This is a genomic window from Anaerococcus urinomassiliensis (assembly GCF_900128425.1).
GTDB lineage: Bacteria > Bacillota > Clostridia > Tissierellales > Peptoniphilaceae > Anaerococcus > Anaerococcus urinomassiliensis.
In genome coordinates, this window is record NZ_LT635782.1 from 1,920,400 (window position 1) to 1,938,249 (window position 17,850).

Annotated in this window: 14 protein-coding genes; all 14 read left to right on the forward strand. The window is 35.4% G+C overall.

Going from position 1 to position 17,850, the window contains the following annotated elements:
• Positions 1-134: 134 nt before the first annotated feature.
• A complete protein-coding gene (locus BQ7474_RS10060; RefSeq protein ID WP_073998713.1) occupies positions 135-2,132 on the forward strand; it encodes a peptidoglycan amidohydrolase family protein in 1,998 nt (665 codons plus the stop codon).
• A gap of 360 nt (positions 2,133-2,492) precedes the next feature.
• On the forward strand, positions 2,493-4,676 hold the full coding sequence (locus tag BQ7474_RS10065; protein ID WP_073998714.1) for an ABC transporter substrate-binding protein: 2,184 nt from the start codon (positions 2,493-2,495) through the stop codon (positions 4,674-4,676).
• A gap of 248 nt (positions 4,677-4,924) precedes the next feature.
• Complete coding sequence (locus BQ7474_RS10070) at positions 4,925-5,437, forward strand: helix-turn-helix domain-containing protein (protein ID WP_073998715.1); 513 nt, start codon at positions 4,925-4,927, stop codon at positions 5,435-5,437.
• Positions 5,438-5,812: 375 nt separating this feature from the next.
• Positions 5,813-8,083: an ABC transporter substrate-binding protein gene (locus BQ7474_RS10075; RefSeq protein WP_073998716.1), complete on the forward strand. Its 2,271-nt coding sequence runs from the start codon at positions 5,813-5,815 to the stop codon at positions 8,081-8,083.
• Positions 8,084-8,431: 348 nt separating this feature from the next.
• Positions 8,432-9,394 (forward strand): ABC transporter permease, encoded by a 963-nt coding sequence (locus BQ7474_RS10080; protein ID WP_073998717.1) that lies wholly within the window; start codon positions 8,432-8,434, stop codon positions 9,392-9,394.
• Between the two features lie 10 nt (positions 9,395-9,404).
• Complete coding sequence (locus BQ7474_RS10085) at positions 9,405-11,378, forward strand: ABC transporter permease subunit (RefSeq protein ID WP_073998718.1); 1,974 nt, start codon at positions 9,405-9,407, stop codon at positions 11,376-11,378.
• A gap of 8 nt (positions 11,379-11,386) precedes the next feature.
• The gene (locus BQ7474_RS10090; protein ID WP_073998719.1) at positions 11,387-12,388 is read left to right on the forward strand and encodes an ABC transporter ATP-binding protein; all 1,002 of its coding nucleotides are present in this window, start codon (positions 11,387-11,389) and stop codon (positions 12,386-12,388) included.
• A complete protein-coding gene (locus BQ7474_RS10095) occupies positions 12,375-13,994 on the forward strand; it encodes an oligopeptide/dipeptide ABC transporter ATP-binding protein (RefSeq protein WP_073998720.1) in 1,620 nt (539 codons plus the stop codon). Before BQ7474_RS10090 ends, BQ7474_RS10095 begins: the two co-directional genes overlap by 14 nt.
• Entirely contained in the window at positions 13,991-14,179 is a 189-nt protein-coding gene (locus BQ7474_RS10100) for a hypothetical protein (RefSeq protein WP_073998721.1), read from the forward strand. The genes BQ7474_RS10095 and BQ7474_RS10100 overlap by 4 nt, the downstream gene beginning before the upstream one ends.
• A gap of 267 nt (positions 14,180-14,446) precedes the next feature.
• The gene (locus BQ7474_RS10105) at positions 14,447-14,650 is read left to right on the forward strand and encodes a helix-turn-helix transcriptional regulator (protein WP_073998722.1); all 204 of its coding nucleotides are present in this window, start codon (positions 14,447-14,449) and stop codon (positions 14,648-14,650) included.
• Between the two features lie 9 nt (positions 14,651-14,659).
• Positions 14,660-15,076 (forward strand): histidine kinase, encoded by a 417-nt coding sequence (locus BQ7474_RS10110; protein WP_073998723.1) that lies wholly within the window; start codon positions 14,660-14,662, stop codon positions 15,074-15,076.
• A 95-nt stretch (positions 15,077-15,171) separates the two neighbouring features.
• Positions 15,172-15,936 carry an AIM24 family protein gene (locus BQ7474_RS10115; protein WP_073998724.1) on the forward strand — a complete coding sequence of 255 codons (765 nt, stop codon included), beginning with the start codon at positions 15,172-15,174 and terminating at the stop codon, positions 15,934-15,936.
• A 97-nt stretch (positions 15,937-16,033) separates the two neighbouring features.
• Complete coding sequence (locus BQ7474_RS10120; protein ID WP_044567100.1) at positions 16,034-16,294, forward strand: glutaredoxin family protein; 261 nt, start codon at positions 16,034-16,036, stop codon at positions 16,292-16,294.
• 324 nt (positions 16,295-16,618) lie between these two features.
• Complete coding sequence (locus tag BQ7474_RS10125) at positions 16,619-17,845, forward strand: M20 family metallo-hydrolase (protein ID WP_073998725.1); 1,227 nt, start codon at positions 16,619-16,621, stop codon at positions 17,843-17,845.
• Positions 17,846-17,850 lie beyond the last annotated feature (5 nt).

Consider the following 17,850-nt stretch of genomic DNA (forward strand, 5'->3'; position numbering starts at 1 on the left):
GGTAATAAATATAATTAGTGCAAAAAATTGTAACTTTTTTGTTGCAATTACATACTAAATGGTTTATAATAGGTCTGTAAACTAAAAAAATAGACTTATTGTAATTATATTGTAATAAAAGTGAGGTAATAAATATGAAGAAAATTAATAAAACATTATTGCTTGCCTCAACATTATTTGTATCTCAAGCTGTAACTCTTTCTGAAAATGCATATGCTGATGAAGGATACGATCTGAATGTTGAAGTAAGCACCGAGGAAAGTTCTGATGCTAGCTTAAAGGAAGTACAACCAATCAGCCTAGATCAAGTAGATAGCAATGAAGATAGTAATGAAGACATCACACTAAGTAGTGAAAACCTTGATGAAAATGAAGAGGCTATCTCAGAAAATAAAGACGATTATCTAGATCTTGAAGAAGAACAAGCTGAAGAAGATACAAGTATTGAAAATGAAGAAAATACAAGTATTGAAAAAGAAGAAAACGAAGATTCTGAAACTAGGCAAAAAGAAGAATTAACTGATGAAGTCAATGAAGAATCAGAAGAGTACGAACAAAGAGATGACCTAGTTTACTATAACGATAAAAACCTTGATGAAATTTTAACAATGATTGACGATGTTGATGCTAAAACTAGCGAAAATAGTCAATCTGTTGATAATAAATCTACTGACAATCAGACTACTGAAGATCAAACTGTAACAGAAGAAACAAATATTAATCATAAAGTTTACTATGCTCCAAAAGCAACAGGTGTTATAGTTGAGGAAAAGAATACAACAAAATATTACGAAAACAATAAGTTAGTTAAAAATGCACAAGTTATAGTTAATGATAGATTTTACAATATTGACAGCAAGGGTAATGCTACAAATCCAAAGGCATATTGGACTGTAATGGGAGCAAACCTATACTATTCAGATGAGACTGGTCATATTGTAAGAGGTATCAAAGAAATCAAAAACAAAAAATACTATTTTAATAATGATGGTATCTTACAATTAAACAGACTTCTAGTAACAAATGAATCTCATTATGATATTGGAAGAGAAGGCGAAATGGTTGCACCAAGAAATAAATGGGTGACAATTAACAGTAAGAAATACTATAACGACAATAATGGAAAATTATTAAAGGGTATAGCTAAAATCGCCGACAAAACATATTACTTTGACAATGATGGAGTTTTAAAAACAAATAAAAAAGTTCTAACAGAATCAAGATTCTACACAGTAGATGGAAATGGTATAGCAACCAATAGGAAGAATTATTGGTTCAACCTTGGTGGTAAGACATATAGAACAAATAAAAACGGCTCTATAATAACGGGTCTATTTAACGAGGGAAATAATACATACGTATTTGACGACCAAGGTGTTCTATTCCAAAATACTTCTATAATTGCTGGTGGAAAATACTATAATATCGACAAAAACGGCCTAGTTAATAATCCTAAGAATTCATGGGTAACATACAATGGTCAAAAATACCACACCAACGAAAACGGATATGTAAAAGAAGGTGTGTGGAAGATAGATGACAAATACTACTATTTCACATCAAATGGTCTAACAGCCAACAAGACAATTACACAACAAGGTGTTGTTTACAATGTCGATGAAAATGGTATAGCTACAAAAGAAGATAATAATATCCCAGGTGAAAAATCTGTTGATAAAGTTATAGAATGGATGTTCAATGCCAGAGCTAACAAACTAACATACAATATGGGAGCAGGTAGAAATACAGCCAGCCAAGCAGACTGCTCATCAGCAGTATATAGGTCACTAATATATGGTGGATTCCTAGGCAAGGATGCCTGGGTAGGCAACACCGAAACTTTATTCCAAATGGGAACAAAGGGCAAGGTAATGTATGAAGTAAAGGAATCTGAAATCCAATACGGGGATATCTTCGTTGCAGGTAGACCAGGTGGATCTGCAGGAGCTGCAGGTCACACAGGATTTATCCTAAACCCAACAGATGATACAATCATTCATATGTCCTACAGCAAAAATGGTGTAGCAGTAACACCTCGCAAGGGCTACATGGGAGATTCAAGAGGACTTCCAATAAAATACTTTAGGCTTGTAGGTGGAAACTCTGCAAACACTTACCTTAATAAGAAATAATAATTTTATAATAACGGGGCTGTTGCAAATTGATAGATATCTAACGTTCCATCATTGGAGTGCACTCCCAGAAGGTTTGAGGTTTAGCCCGCCGGCTCAGGGTGGTAATTAGCCCGTCGGCTGACAGAGACCTTTCTGGGAGGGTGCTCGAATGATAGAGACCTTTCTGGGAGGGTGCTCGAATGATATAGGAACGATTTATCTATTTTGCAACAGCCCCGAATTTTTTTGCAAAGTTTCAACTATGTAAAAGATTGAAAATAAATATTCATTTATATTCATAATCTTGCAAAAATTGATAAAATCTATATTTATCGTATATTATAAATCGTAGGAAAACAATTTAAGGGAGACATAATAATGAAAATTAAAAAAATATTTTCATCTGTAATGGCCCTAGGCCTTTCTCTAACCCTTGCTTCTTGTGGCGGATCAGACTCAGATTCTATCAATACAAGTGAGCAAAATCCAACAAGCAAGGAAAGTACAGATGAAACAGCAGATAGACAAGAAGAAAATGACCTTGACCAAGATGCCAAAAAAGACTTGGATAATTTTGAAAGCCAAACATCAAACGACACCCTAGTAGTTGGTGTTGGATCAATGAATGGTGATTTCATCCAAGGTTTTGGTAATGATGCCAACGACGTTAAAACTCGTAGACTTCTAGGTATAGAGGGAAACAATGGTTTCACAACCTATGTACAAGATGAAAACGGAAAGTGGCAATGGAACAAGTCAATTTTAGCAGAAGAACCAACAAGCGTAAATAATGACGATGGTTCAATGACAGTAACATTTAAGTTAAAGGATGATGTAAAATGGTCAGATGGAGAGCTTCTTACAGCTGATGACTTCCTATTTTTGACACTTTTACAATCTGATTACAACTACATTTCTATGACTGGTTCACTACAAATAGGTGATGATGGACTAGTAGGTTATGAAGCCTTCCACAATAATGATTCAAATGAACTAGAGGGTCTAGAAAAAATAGACGATCATAGTTTTAGTGTAACTATTGATGCCAAAGAACTACCATATTTTGACGTTCAATCTCTATCAAATGAGGGAGCTAGACCACTTCATTATATAGCACCAAACCTTCAAGTAGCTGAAAATGGCAAGAGATTACAAGTCAAAGATGGCTATGAAGTTACAGAGCAAGATAAAGAAGAGTTCATCCAATCAGTAGATACAAGAATTGGCAAACTAAAAGAAGAATTTGACGAAAATTATCCAGAAGTGCCAAAAGATGGCAGCGAGGAAAAGGAAGAATACGACCAAGACCTTAAAGATCGTGACGAAAAAATAGCAGAGCTTGAAGCAAGCAAGGAAGGCGACATAGACCCAACTCGCCTACTAATAGACAAGGCTGCGATTTTTGAAACAGAAGAATATAGATTTAAGCCAGAAGTTACACCAGGACCATATAAGTTCGAATCATTTAAAAACAATATGACAAAACTTAGCCTAAATGAAAACTATCCTGGCAACTTCAAAGGAGATAAGGCAACAATTCCAAACATCATCCTCCAAGTAGTAAACGACAATATAGCTGTAGACCTATTAGAAAATGGCGATATAGACGTTTGGGAAGATGAAAATAAGGGTGGAAAAATCGACCAAATGAGAAAGGCTGCCGATGAAGGCAAAATCCAAATAGGATCTTTTGAAAGAAATGGTTATGGTAACATCACCTTCCTAACAGATAGAGGATCAACCCAATATAAGGAAGTTCGCCAAGCTATAGCTTACCTAATGGATAGAAACGAATTCGTTGCATCCTATGCAGGTGGATATGGTGTTGTAACCAATGGTATGTACGGCCAAAGCCAATGGATGTATAAGGAACGTGGAGCTGATGTAGAAAGCGAAATGATCAACTACACTCTAAATATAGACAAGGCTAATGAACTATTAGACCAAACCCCATACAAATATGAAAAAGACGGCAAAACACCTTGGGATAAGGCAAAACTAGAAGAAAACTTCAAGGGAGACCTAGAAGGATTTGACTACTACAGATACGATGAAAATGGTAAGAGACTAGTAGTAAACCAATATGGTTCTGACCAATCACCAATCACAACCCTTATCTCCAACCAACTACCAATAAATGCAGCCCAAGCTGGTATGGAATACAATGTAACATCTGGTTCTTTCTCAACTCTAATAGAGCTATACAACTATCCAAAAGAAAACCCAGACTATACAGCATTTAACATGGGATCAGACTTTGGTGTGCCATTTGACCCATGGCTATACTACTCACAAGAAGGTCCATTTAACAAGACAAGAACAAATGATCCAGAAGCTGACAAAATCACAGAAGATTTGAGAAGAACTGATCCAAGCGATGTAGAAGGCTTCCTAGACAAATGGGTAAAATTCCAAATTTGGTACAATGACTACCTACCAGAAATCCCACTATACTCAAATATCTTCCACACAGGATATTCAAACAGAGTAAAGGGATTTGATGTAATGAGCCCTGTATGGCACCTAAACGACCAAATCAATGCCATAACATTAGGTGAATAATACAAATTAGCAAAGAAATAGAATAAAGATATTTTTACTCATTACTAAATAGTAGATGAGCAAATATAACTGACCTCCAAAAGTTAGACGGCAAACTAACATAAGGAGGTCTTTTTTTATGTCAGCATAAATAAAAACTTAAAAATTAAAACATAAAATTATGAAATACTGGGCAAAAACACCCAAGTTGCCCTATAGTTGCTAGCTTTTTATAAAAAATTCCTTAAAATAAGCAATAAGGAGGTCTTATGATAGGAGAAAAAATAAAAAATAAAAGAAAAGAATTGAATCTAACCCAGGAATATTTGGCAAAAGAACTAAATATATCAAGACAAGCTGTATCAAAATGGGAAAAAGGACTAAGCGAACCTTCCATGGATAATCTTGTTAAATTATCAGAAATTTTTGGAGTCGATATAGACTACTTCAAAAAAGATGAAGGAGAAGATAAGTCCCCTATAGCAAATATTTTTTGGGATTTCTTATATGCAGCCATTGGACTTATTTTCTATTTACTATATTACTTTGGGATAATGGAGGGAGCCTTAAACAAGGATCCAAGGCAAATGCCGTTTTTAATACTTAGCATTTTTCTAGCCATTTCAGTAATAGCTTTCCCTCAAGCTGTAAAAAATATGGGGGACAAATTAGATGAGATTGATTATTTCACATTTTCAAAATTAATCTTGCCAGTGATTTTTATAATATCACCCTTTATAGTTTTTTATTACATTTTTAAAAAAGAAAAATCTAATAAGTAAATATCATAATTGGATTATTTATAGTAATTTTCTCTATAAGTGATTATAATAACAAACTTTTAGCAGAAATTTTCACAAAAAAATAAAAATTTATTTTCGTATATATAAGATAAAAATGTATAAAGAAAATACAGCGGCCTAAAGTGAAAAAAATAACAAGAACTTTAGCCAAGTGCTGGAACGCCTACGTTTACTACATTATTAGAATAAAGTTTTCCTCATAATTATTTGAGAGTGATTTTCAAAGCTTGAAAAATCAACCATCACAACGCATAAATATACAACAAGATAAATAATAACAGCTTTATCCTGTTGACAAAATATGATTTATGGATTAAAATTTACTTAATATAACATTAAATGGAGGGTATACTCGTGAAAATTAAAAAAGTATTTTCTTCCCTAATGGCACTAGGCTTGGCAACAACTCTAGCAGCTTGTGGAGGAAACACTGATTCAGCTAATACTGAAAAAGATAACGCTGATAAAGCAACAACTGAAGATGCTGCAGCAGAAGATAAAGCTGAAGAAGCAACAGATGAAGCTGGCGAAGATAATGCAAAAGAAACAACTGATGATCAAGGCGAAAATACTGAGGAAGACGAAAAAGCAAGCGAAGAAGTAGAAAACTTTGAAGCTCAAACATCTGACGATACCCTAGTACTTGGTAAAGCTGACATGAACGGCGACTACCTTGTTGGTTGGACAAACAATGCAAATGACGTTAGTGTAAGAAAATTACTAGGTATCGAAGGTAACTCTGGTTACGCTACTGTAGTTCAAGACGAAAATGGTCAATGGGTAAATAACCCGACCGTTCTTGATGGAGAACCAAAAGTTACTGAAAACGAAGACGGTTCAAAAACATATCAATATAAAATCAAAGAAGACCTAAAATGGTCTGATGGTGAGCCAATTACAGCAGATAATTACCTATATGGTAACTTAATCTTTACTCACCCATCATATATACCTGTAACAGGATCTACATCAATAGGTGCTGACTCACTAAAGGGATATGAAGCTTACCACACAGGTAAGGATGCAGATGGCAATGATGTTGACTTCTTTGAAGGTCTAAAGAAAATCGATGACTACACATTCGAATTTACTATTGATAGCTCATTCCTACCATATTTTGAAGAAGCAGCTCTAGCTTCAGCTGACCCATTCCCACTTCATGCAGTAAGTGAAAACCTTGTTCTTAACGAAGATGGTACTAAACTTGTTGCAAAAGATGGTTATGAACCAAGTGAAGAAGAAATCCAAAAATATAAAGATGACCTTCAAAAACAAATCGACAATCTAAATGCAGATTTTGAAGAGAATGTAAAGGCTCCAGGTGCAGATGCATCTGAAGATGATAAAGCAGCTTACGAAGAAGCAAAAGCAGCCCATGAAGAAGAAATAAAAATTCTTGAAGATAAGATGAATGGCGATGTTGACCCAAGCTTACAATTAATCGAACAAGCAATGCTTAACATATACAATGACTATAGGGTAAACCCATCAGTTGTATGTGGACCATATATGTTTGATGAATTCAAAAACAACATGGTTAAACTATCTCTAAACCCTAACTATGCAGGAAATGCTAAGGGTGATAAGGCAACAGTTCCACACATTATAGTACAAACAGTAAACACAAATATTGCTGTTGACCTACTAGAAAATGGCGACATAGATATTTGGGAATCTGAAGCTGATGGTGGTAAGATTGACCAAATGAGAGCTGCAGCTGATGCTGGTAAAATCAAATTTAACGAATTTGAAAGATCTGGATATGGTAACCTTACATTCTTAACAGATAGAGGAAACACAAAATATAAAGAAGTTCGTCAAGCTATCGCTCACTTAATGGATAGAAACTCATTCGTACAATCATATGCTGGTGGTTACGGTGTAGTAACAAACGGTATGTATGGTCAAAGCCAATGGATGTACAAGGAAAAAGGAGCTGACCTAGAAAGCGATCCAAAAATGATCAACTATCAATTAAACATTGATACAGCTAACGAATTACTTGACAAAACACCATTTACATTTGAAGAAGACGGCAAAACTCCATGGGATAAGGCAAAAGCTGACGAAGCATTTGCAGCAGACCCAGATGGATTTGACTACTACAGATACGATGAAAATGGCAAGAGACTAGTTGTAAACCAATACGGTTCTGATGATTCACCAATCACAACACTAATCTCCAACCAACTTCCAAATAACGCTAAACAAGTTGGTATGGAATATAACGTAACAGCTGGTAACTTTGCAACATTAATGCAATACTACACATCTCCAACAGAAGATGCAGAATATACAGCATTTAACATGGGATCTAACTTTGCACCAATCTTTGACCCATGGTATCAATACAACTCAAAGGGTAGTGATAACAAGACAAGAACAAATGACCCAACAGTTGATGAAATTACAGAAAAACTTCGTAGAATCGCTCCAGATGATAAGGAAGCGTTCCTAGACGAATGGATGAAATTCCAACTTTGGTACAATGACTACCTACCAGAAATTCCTCTATACTCTAACCTATTCCACACAGGTTACACAAACAGAGTAGAAGGATTTGATGTAAATACTCCAACATGGCAATTTGCAGATCAAGTTAACGCAATTACAATAGCTAAATAGTTATCGAAAATCTCTTAAAACTAAAAGGGCTCACCTAGGTGAGCTTTTTTAGTTAATGATAATGTATAATTTGGTGGATTTATTAGTTTGTTTGCATAAATATAAAGAGAATTAATAAACAAATATGTAAATAATTATACATAAAAATGATAAATATTTCTTGTTATTATATTAATAATATTTGACAAATTTGGGCCAATATATTAATATATAACTTATAAAAAATGTTATTTTGGGGTTTTTAACCTATTTGATTTTTACTAAATAAATACATAGAAATTATTCAAATGATAACGATTTAGTAAATATAAAAAAATCAATTATATAACAAAATAGGAAGGGGAAATTATGCTCCGTTATATAGTAAAGAGAATTTTAAACTTGATACCAGTTGCAATAATCATATCTATATTGCTATTTACTTTCTCTAAAGCTATGCCTGGGGATCCAATCAAGGCCATGATGCCACAAGGAACCCGTATGACTAAGGCACAAGAGGAACAGCTTTATGAGACACTTTCTGAACGTTATGGACTAAATAAGTCCTATCCAGAGCAATATGTTAGATGGTTAGGCAGAACCCTTAAAGGTGACTTTGGTGAGTCAATTAGAGTTAGACGTGATGTGAAAGAATATTTAAAAGAACCACTAAAGAATACTATATTTTTAAATATTGGTTCTACTATTATTTCATTTGTTTTATCGATACTGATAGGTATAAGGTCGGCCACCCATAGGGGAGGGGTCTTTGATAGGCTCTTCCAGACTCTAACACTGGTTGGTTTATCTATCCCAGTATTTTTCATAGGTCTTATTGCGATTTATATTTTTGCATTTAAACTTAAATGGTTACCAGCAAATGGTATGCCTAGGACCAACGAATTTAAAGAATGGGTTAGATACCTAACTCTACCTACTCTTACACTTACTATAGGATCTCTCGCAGGACTTTCTAGATATGTTAGAAACTCAATGCTTGATGCCCTAAACGAAGATTATATTAGAACTGCAAGATCTAAGGGTCTTAAAGAAAAGACTGTTGTCTATTCACATGCCTTTAGAAATGCACTTATTCCAGTAGTTACAGCCCTAACATGGGCAGTATTAGGTATGTTCTCTGGTTCTGCTATTACTGAGAGAATATTCTCATATAGAGGAATTGGTAACGAACTTATTTCTGCAGTTATGGCCCAAGATTACAATATTATATTAGCCCTATCAATGTTTTATGCTATACTTACACTTTTAGGAAACTTGATAATGGATATAGCCTATGCGCTAGTTGATCCAAGGGTTAAACTAGACGCTTAAGAGGGGAAATATGAACAAGACACTTAACAAATCATTAAAATCGTATAAGAAATTTTTAAAGTCATATCTCCTTAGAGGCTTTACATTTGCAGATGGAATAGATGAAAACGAAGTTAAAAAAGTAGAAGATAATAGACTAGATAAAGAGATGAGAGAAAATCTCAATGGACCAAATCCAAATGTTGGTCCACAAGGGGATAAGTCTACAGAAAATAAGGACCTAAAGGAAGAGGCAATACTTTCACCAGGTCAAGTAGCACTAAGAAACTACTTTAGAAATCCACTTGGTGTTATTGGACTTATAATGTTTCTTGCTATAATACTAGTTGTATTTATAGGTTCTAGAGTCCTACCTTTTAACCAATACTATTCACAAGGTAACCTTACTAATGTTGCTCCAGGTGGGGCATATATGAATTTCCCTGGTGAAATGGAAAAAGAAGGTACAAAAAAAATCTCAATGGGTAATACCTTTGCTGTTGGTCTTACAAACGAAAACAATGTTTATGTTTGGGGATCAAACAACGAAGATAATATTACATCCATACCTGATAAAGTAAAAGAAGGCCTTGCTGGCAAAGAAATCAAAGATGTGGCAGCTGGTGATAGACATATCCTTGTAGCTACAGAAGATGACCAGCTTTATGGTTGGGGTAACAACTCCTTTGACCAAACAAAGATTCCGCCAATGCAAGAAGCCCAAATCAAAGAAGAAGGTATAGAAAAAATTGGTGCTGGTGTTCAATACTCAGCTATAGTTACCAAAAAGAAAAACCTTGTGGTTTGGGGTTCAACAATGGCCAGCCGTTTGAACTTGATTCCATCAACAGTTCAAGGCCAAGTTGAAGACTTTGATACATCACCAATCAATATGATTGTTGCAAAGACAGATGGAACAGTTCAACTTTTAGGTGTAATGGGCGCAGAAAACCAAACAGCTATGCCAAAAGAATTGGCTGATGGTTCAGTTTTTGTCAAAAAAGTTGCACTAACATCTAGCTCAGCTGCAGCCCTTGATGACAAAGGAAAACTTTATGTTTGGGGACCATCTAGAGCTGGTATTTCTGGAAACAATGTTCCAGAATTTGAGGCTCCAATAGTAGATATCCAAGGTGGAGATTCTACCTTTACAGCCCTTGATGAAAATGGAAAGATTTATACTTGGGGAATGGATAACTATGGTGAATTGAATGCTCCAGATGGAGAATTTGATCAAATATACGCATCCTACTTCAACCAATATGCAGTTGACAAAGAAGGCAAGATCAAAACTTGGGGATTAAACGGATTTAGATTTGGTTCTGATGACCAAGGTCGTGATATTTTCACAAGACTAATCCACGGTGGTCGCATGACTATGATTATCGCCCTAATCTCTACAGTACTTCAAGTAGTTCTTGGTGTACTTATAGGTATGATTTCTGGTTTTGCTGGAGGACGTGTGGATAATATCTTGATGAGAATCTCAGAGATTATAGCATCATTCCCATTTTATCCAATGCTTATCTCTCTATCAGCACTATTGCCACCAGGGGCTAGCCAAACCCAAAGAATTACCATGGTAATGATTCTTCTAGGTTTATTAGGTTGGACAGGACTTGCTCGTCTAGTACGTGGACAAATCCTTGCGGAACGTGAACGTGATTATATTACTGCAGCTCGTGCCCTTGGTGTTAAGAACTGGTCAATTATGATGAAACATATTTTACCAAATATCCTTTCAATCGTTATAGTAAACGCAACACTTGGATATGCTGGTAACTTACTAACAGAATCTGGTTTATCATTCCTAGGTTTTGGTGTACAAGAACCTACTCCATCATGGGGTAATATGTTGACAGCAGCACAAAGCTCTGATGTACTAAACGTCTACTGGTGGAGATGGATATTCCCAGTACTTGCAGTATTCTTAGCATCTTTCTCTGTAAACCTTATAGGTGATGCTATGCGTGACGCTATAGACCCAAGAGCAAATGAGAGATAGAGGTAAAGATGAGATTACTAGAAATAAATAAGCTTCACACATATTTCTCCACAAGAAAAGGCCTAATCAAAGCTGTAAATGGCGTTTCATTTACTATCGATGAAGGAAAAACCCTTGGACTTGTAGGTGAATCTGGTTCTGGAAAAAGCCAAACAGCCATGTCTATCTTAAGGCTGTTTGAACCTAACCAAAAGATCTATGAGGGAGAAATCTTATACAAAGGCGAAGATTTAACAAAATATAGCACAAAACAAATGGAAGAAATCAGGGGAAATGAAATCTCCATGATTTTCCAAGAGCCAATGAGCTCACTAAACCCAGTATTTACTGTTGAAAAGCAAATATCAGAAGTTTTGATTCTTCACAGACATATGACTAAGGCTGAAGCAGCCAAAAGATGTGAGGAGCTCCTTGCATCTGTTAAGATTCCTAACCCACATATTGTTGCTAAACAATATCCATTTGAACTATCAGGTGGTATGAACCAAAGGGTTATGATCGCTATGGCCCTTGCCTGTGAACCAAAGCTACTAATAGCTGACGAGCCTACAACAGCTCTAGACGTAACAATTCAAGCTCAAATCCTAAGGCTAATGAATGACCTAAAGCATAGACTTAACACATCTATCCTATTTATCACTCACGACCTTGGGGTTATCAACCAAATGGCAGATGAAGTAGCGGTTATGTATTCTGGACAAATAGTAGAACAATCTCCAGTAGAATTTATCTTCAAAAGAGATATTACAGACTACAACCACCCATATACAGTAGCCCTACTAAACTCTATACCATCTATAACAAGTGATAAGAATGAGAGATTGGACATTATACCAGGTTCAGTACCACACCCACTAAACCTACCAAAGGGATGTAAATTTGCCGACAGATGTAAATTTGCAACAGAAAAATGTATCAATCAAATGCCTGAACTTGTTTCTGTAAATGAGAATCAAAGAATCAGATGCCATTATCCAAATAGAAAGGAAAGGGAAAATGGAAACAACTAACGATAAAAAGGTCTTATTCAAGATAAGAAACCTTAAAAAATATTTCCCTTTAAAAAAGAAATCTATATTTGATAAGGGACCAAGAGACTATGTTCATGCCAACGAATCTATCACAATAGATATCTACGAAGGTGAAACCCTAGGCCTAGTTGGGGAATCTGGTTGTGGTAAATCTACATTTGGTAGAACTCTTTTACAAATCTACGAACAAACTGAAGGAACCACCCTATATTATGGCAAAACAATAGAAGATATTGCTCCAGAATATATGGGCAAAATGATTAAAAATATACCAGGCCAATATCCAAACTATGCCAAAGCAAAAGAGGAATTGGATGCTATATACACTGAGCTAGAAGGTGCCGATACTGACGAAGTACGTGCAGAAATAAACGAACGCGCTATGCTAAAACGTCACGAAATTGAAGAAAAATACACCAATATGGTAAGAATTGCCGGTGGATTACTAGCAAGTGATGACCTATCTAAGGTATCAAACCTTCTAGAAGACTATTACAAAGTCTTAAGAGAAAGAGCAGCAGTCCTACAAGACATAGAAGAATTCGAAGACAAGCTCAAAATGAGATCTCGTGATTGGGATTCCTACCACAAAGCTTTGGAAAATGACAACAAATACAAGGAACTAACCACAAAAAGAGCAGAACTTTCAAAAAAAGTCGGCGAAAAAATAAACATAGTCGATGAATATAGACAAAGTCTAAGCTCAAAAGAAGGATTCGAAGAACTAGAAAGCCTCAAAGACAGCGGTATAGACTTATCTGAACTAAACTCAGAAGAAATGAGAAAAATGAGAAAAGACCTACAAATGATCTTCCAAGACCCATACGGATCTTTGGATACAAAAATCACTGTAGGAAATATCATCGGTGAAGGTGTACTAGGACACGATTTATTCAAATCTAGAAAAGAAGCTGGATACAACGAATATATCCAAGAAACCATGGAAAAATGTGGACTGGCACCATACTTCCTTCACAGATATCCTCACCAATTCTCAGGTGGACAAAGACAAAGAATTGGTATAGCCAGAGCCCTTGCCCTCAAACCAAGCTTTATAGTTTGTGATGAGGCAGTAAGTGCCCTAGACGTATCAATCCAATCACAAATTATAAACCTACTCCAAGACCTAAAAGATCAAAACAACCTAACATACCTATTCATCACCCACGACCTATCAGTAGTAAAATACATCTCTGATAGAATAGGAGTAATGTACCTTGGAGTACTAGTAGAACTTGCAGGCACAGAGCAAATCTTTGACAAACCACTACACCCATACACACAAGCTTTATTACAAGCCATCCCAAGAACTGACGTGGACCAAGGCCAAGAACTTGCTGTAATAGAAGGGGACATCCCATCAGCAGTACACCCACCAAAGGGTTGCCGTTTCCACACCAGATGTGAGTATGCTATGGACATATGTAAAACTTATGAGCCAGAACTCAAAGACTACGACAATGGCCACTTTGTAGCTTGTCACTTGATGGAAGTAAGCGAAGAAGAAAAACAAAAAGCTTACGATAAAAACAAGGAACTAAAGAAAAAACAAGAATCAAAATTAGAAGAGATGAGTGTTTTATGAGAAAACCAATAGATAGATTCTCTGGCAAATCCAATGACGAAATCTATCAAAAGGAATCCTTGCTAGAAGACGACAATCTAGAAAAATACGACAAACTAGCAATGTTTCTAGCAGCTCTAAAAGTACTATTCCCAGCCCTACTAATAGTAGTAGGCCCGATCTTGCTTTTTGCAATATTATTATAAACGAGAAAGGGGCTGTTGCAAATCAATAGATATATATCGTTCCATCATTGGGGTGCACTCTGAGAAAATTTGAGATTTAGCCCGCCGGCTCATGGAGGCCAAATTTTCTTAGAGGGTGCCATAATGATATTGGAACGATTTATCTATTTTGCAACAGTCCCTTTTTGTGTTGAAAAATATTTTTTGACATTTAAAATAAATTTTGGTACTATAAATGTAACATATTTAGTACTAAAAATGTAACATTTTCTATGAAAGGATAATCACGTGGAAGTTCAAATAGAAAATAGAATTGCAGAATTTAGAAAGGAAAAAGGCCTATCTCAGCATAAGCTAGCAACTGCTGTTGGCCTAAAAAGAAGATCAATCATGGCCTATGAAAACAACACCATAAGCCCAACGCTTGAAACAGCCTACAAAATCTGCAAGGTCCTAGACAAAGATATCAAAGAAGTATTTATTTTTAAATAGGAGAAGACAATGGGACTATTATTTAACGATAAAAATGAGATAAAAGCAAAGGTCGAAGAAAACTTTAACGATAATAAAAATTTCCTGGTGGCAATGAAACATAATGATACAAAAACAGGGCTAGCTAAACTTATGCTTAGTAGTATACTTTACATTATGGATTCTACTAGAACATTTATCCTATACTTCAGCCCAAAAGGCATATACGAAAAAGAAATAAGCAATTCAAGTAGGGGAAATTTTACCCTGTTGCCAGCTAATGAAATAGAAGACTTTGAAATAGAAGAAAAATCTAATAAAACTATTATAAACTTCCTACACTTAGGCAAAAAGATGAGCTATGAAATTCCTTATAAGGGCAAGATTTGCACAACTAACGAGGAAAACTTGCAAATCTTAAAGGCAAATAATTGGAATATGATTTAAGATTCATTATTTAAAATAATATTATCATTAATAGATAGATTTAATATGTTTAATTATAATTTGATATAATAAGTACAAAAGTATAAGGAGTTCTTATGTATAAAATTGATAATTTTCTAAACAATGATGATATTGACGTAACTTACAAGATGGGTGCTTTTAGAGTTGCTGAGTACAAAAGAGACTTATCAGTTACCAAGGAAACTGCACAAAGAGAATACTTTGCCTCACAGATGGGTGTTAGGTTAAAACAACTAGTATGTGACCTAAAACAAGGCCCAGTTACTGTACAGGCGGGTTCTATGCAATGGATGATAGGAGATGTAAACGCAAGTTCTGGTATCAAAGGAGTTGGTGATCTTATAGGAAAAAGTTTGAGAAGTACAGTTACCAAGGAAACTGCTGTAAAACCAGAATACCATGGGACAGGCATGATAGTCCTAGAACCTACCTACAAATATATAATTCTTATTGATGTTGGGGCTTGGAATGGATCAATAGTTCTAGAAGATGGATATTATTTGGCAAGTGAAGCGAGTCTCCAACACAAAATAGCAACAAGAAGCTCATTTTCATCTGCTGTTGCCGGAGGAGAGGGACTATTCAACCTAAGCCTAAAAGGAGATGGTGTAGTTGCCCTTGAGTCACCAGTCGCTAGAAATGAACTAATCGAAATCGATTTAGTTGATGATGAACTAAAAATAGATGGGTCATTTGCCATAGCTTGGTCGGGATCATTGAAATTTACAGTAGAACGCTCAACAAGTTCACTAGTGGGATCGGCAGTAAGTGGAGAAGGCTTGGTGAATGTATACAGAGGAACAGGCAAAGTTTTGATGGCTCCTGTTGACTTTAATTAAAAAAAATAAAAAAAGTGTTTAGGAAATCATTTGCTGGGTATAATATAAATAAGAAAAATATATTTTTCATAAACTGATGGAAAAGGAGGACAGTCCAATGAAAAGTGAAGACTCACAGTTTGAGCTATATTTTAAGCCAGATTGTCCATATTGCTTGAAGGTGTTAAATTTCTTTAGAGAAAATGACATTGAAAAATTCCCATCATATAACATAGAAGATGCGACTTGTGGAGATGAAAATAAGAAGAAGTTAGAAGAAGTCGGAGGAAAGGTCCAGGTACCATGTCTTGTTATAGATGGTAAGGCAATGTATGAATCTGACGATATAATTGAATACGCAAAAGAAAATCTTCTTTAAGATAAAATATGTAGCAAAAATTGCTAAGAAGCCTCGGTTGAAACTTAGAGAATAAAAGAAAGTGGAGAAGTCCAATGTACACACTTCAGTTTTGATATGGCGATATGAGTAATTAAAGAAATTTGCTTTGAAGAATATAACTAAACCCAAGCTTTTAAGATTATTATAAAAACAGGAGTCAACAATACCAGTTGATGCTAGGATAAATCGCAAAGTAAGAAATAGTCAAGACGACTTATCTAGCCCTTGTTTGGAGAATAGTTTTAATAGATGCTTGGGTTTTTTATGCTTTTATATAAAATAATTTCATTATAGGAGGGAAAATTGAGTACATTAGAAAGAATAGAAAAAAATTTAAAGGACTTTGCTGCCTTTAGTGCAAGCCCAATTGAGGGTTGTACCAGGTTGCCTTTTTCAGAAGAAACCAGGGCTGGTGCGGATAAATTAAAAGAGTTAATGGAAGATGTTAAGCTTAGCGTTTTTGAAGATGGAGTAGGCAATATATTTGGTATTAGAAAGGGCAGAGATTCAACAAAACCCGCAATACTTTGTGGGTCTCATTATGATTCTGTTTTTAATGGTGGTAACTTTGATGGTATAGCAGGAATTATGTCTGCTATTGAAATTGCAAAGCTACTAGATGAAAATGATATAACTTTAGATAGGGATTACATAGTAGCAGCCTTTATGGATGAAGAGGGCACTAGGTTTGGTACGGGTTACTTTGGATCTAGGGCCATAATGGGTGAAGTGAGTGATGATGAAATTAATAATTTTACCGACAAAGATGGTATTTCTATTCATGAGGCTATGACTACCTACGGTCTAAATCCAGATGATATCAAATCAGTTATATGGGATAAGGACCGCATAGGAACTTTCCTAGAGCTACACATAGAACAAGGACCAGTCCTAGATGAAAAGAAAATCGATCTTGGAATTGTAAATGGGATTGTTGGCATGGAAAGGTATATGATTATTGTAAATGGACGAGCTGACCATGCTGGAACTACTCCTATGGATATGAGAAAAGATCCGGTGGATATTGCAGCAAAGGTAATTGGGAAAATTTCTGACTTTGCCAAAGAAGCAGGTGAGGGTACTGTTGCAACAACTGGCCTAATAAATGTAAAACCTGGTGGCATGAATATAGTTGCCTCACAGGTAGAATTTTCTGTTGATATTAGGTCGATTGACAAGGATGTGGTAAGTGAAATTTATAGTAAAATTGCAAAACTCCTAGATCAATTGACCAAAGAAGTTGGGGCTTCTTGGAAGGCTCAGAAGACCTTGGATGTAGAAGCTACTATGATGGATGAAAAATTGATTGATAAAATGGTAGATTATACAAATGATAGGGGATATTCTAATATTATCATGCCATCAGGAGCCGGCCATGATGCCCTAGTTTTTGGCAAGCACTATCCAGCAGCCATGGTTTTTGTTCCAAGTGTAAATGGCAGAAGCCACAGCGCAGAAGAATTTACACCTTATGAATATTTTGAAAAAGGAATCAATGTCCTATATGATTTGATAGTTAATTTAGACTAAAAAAG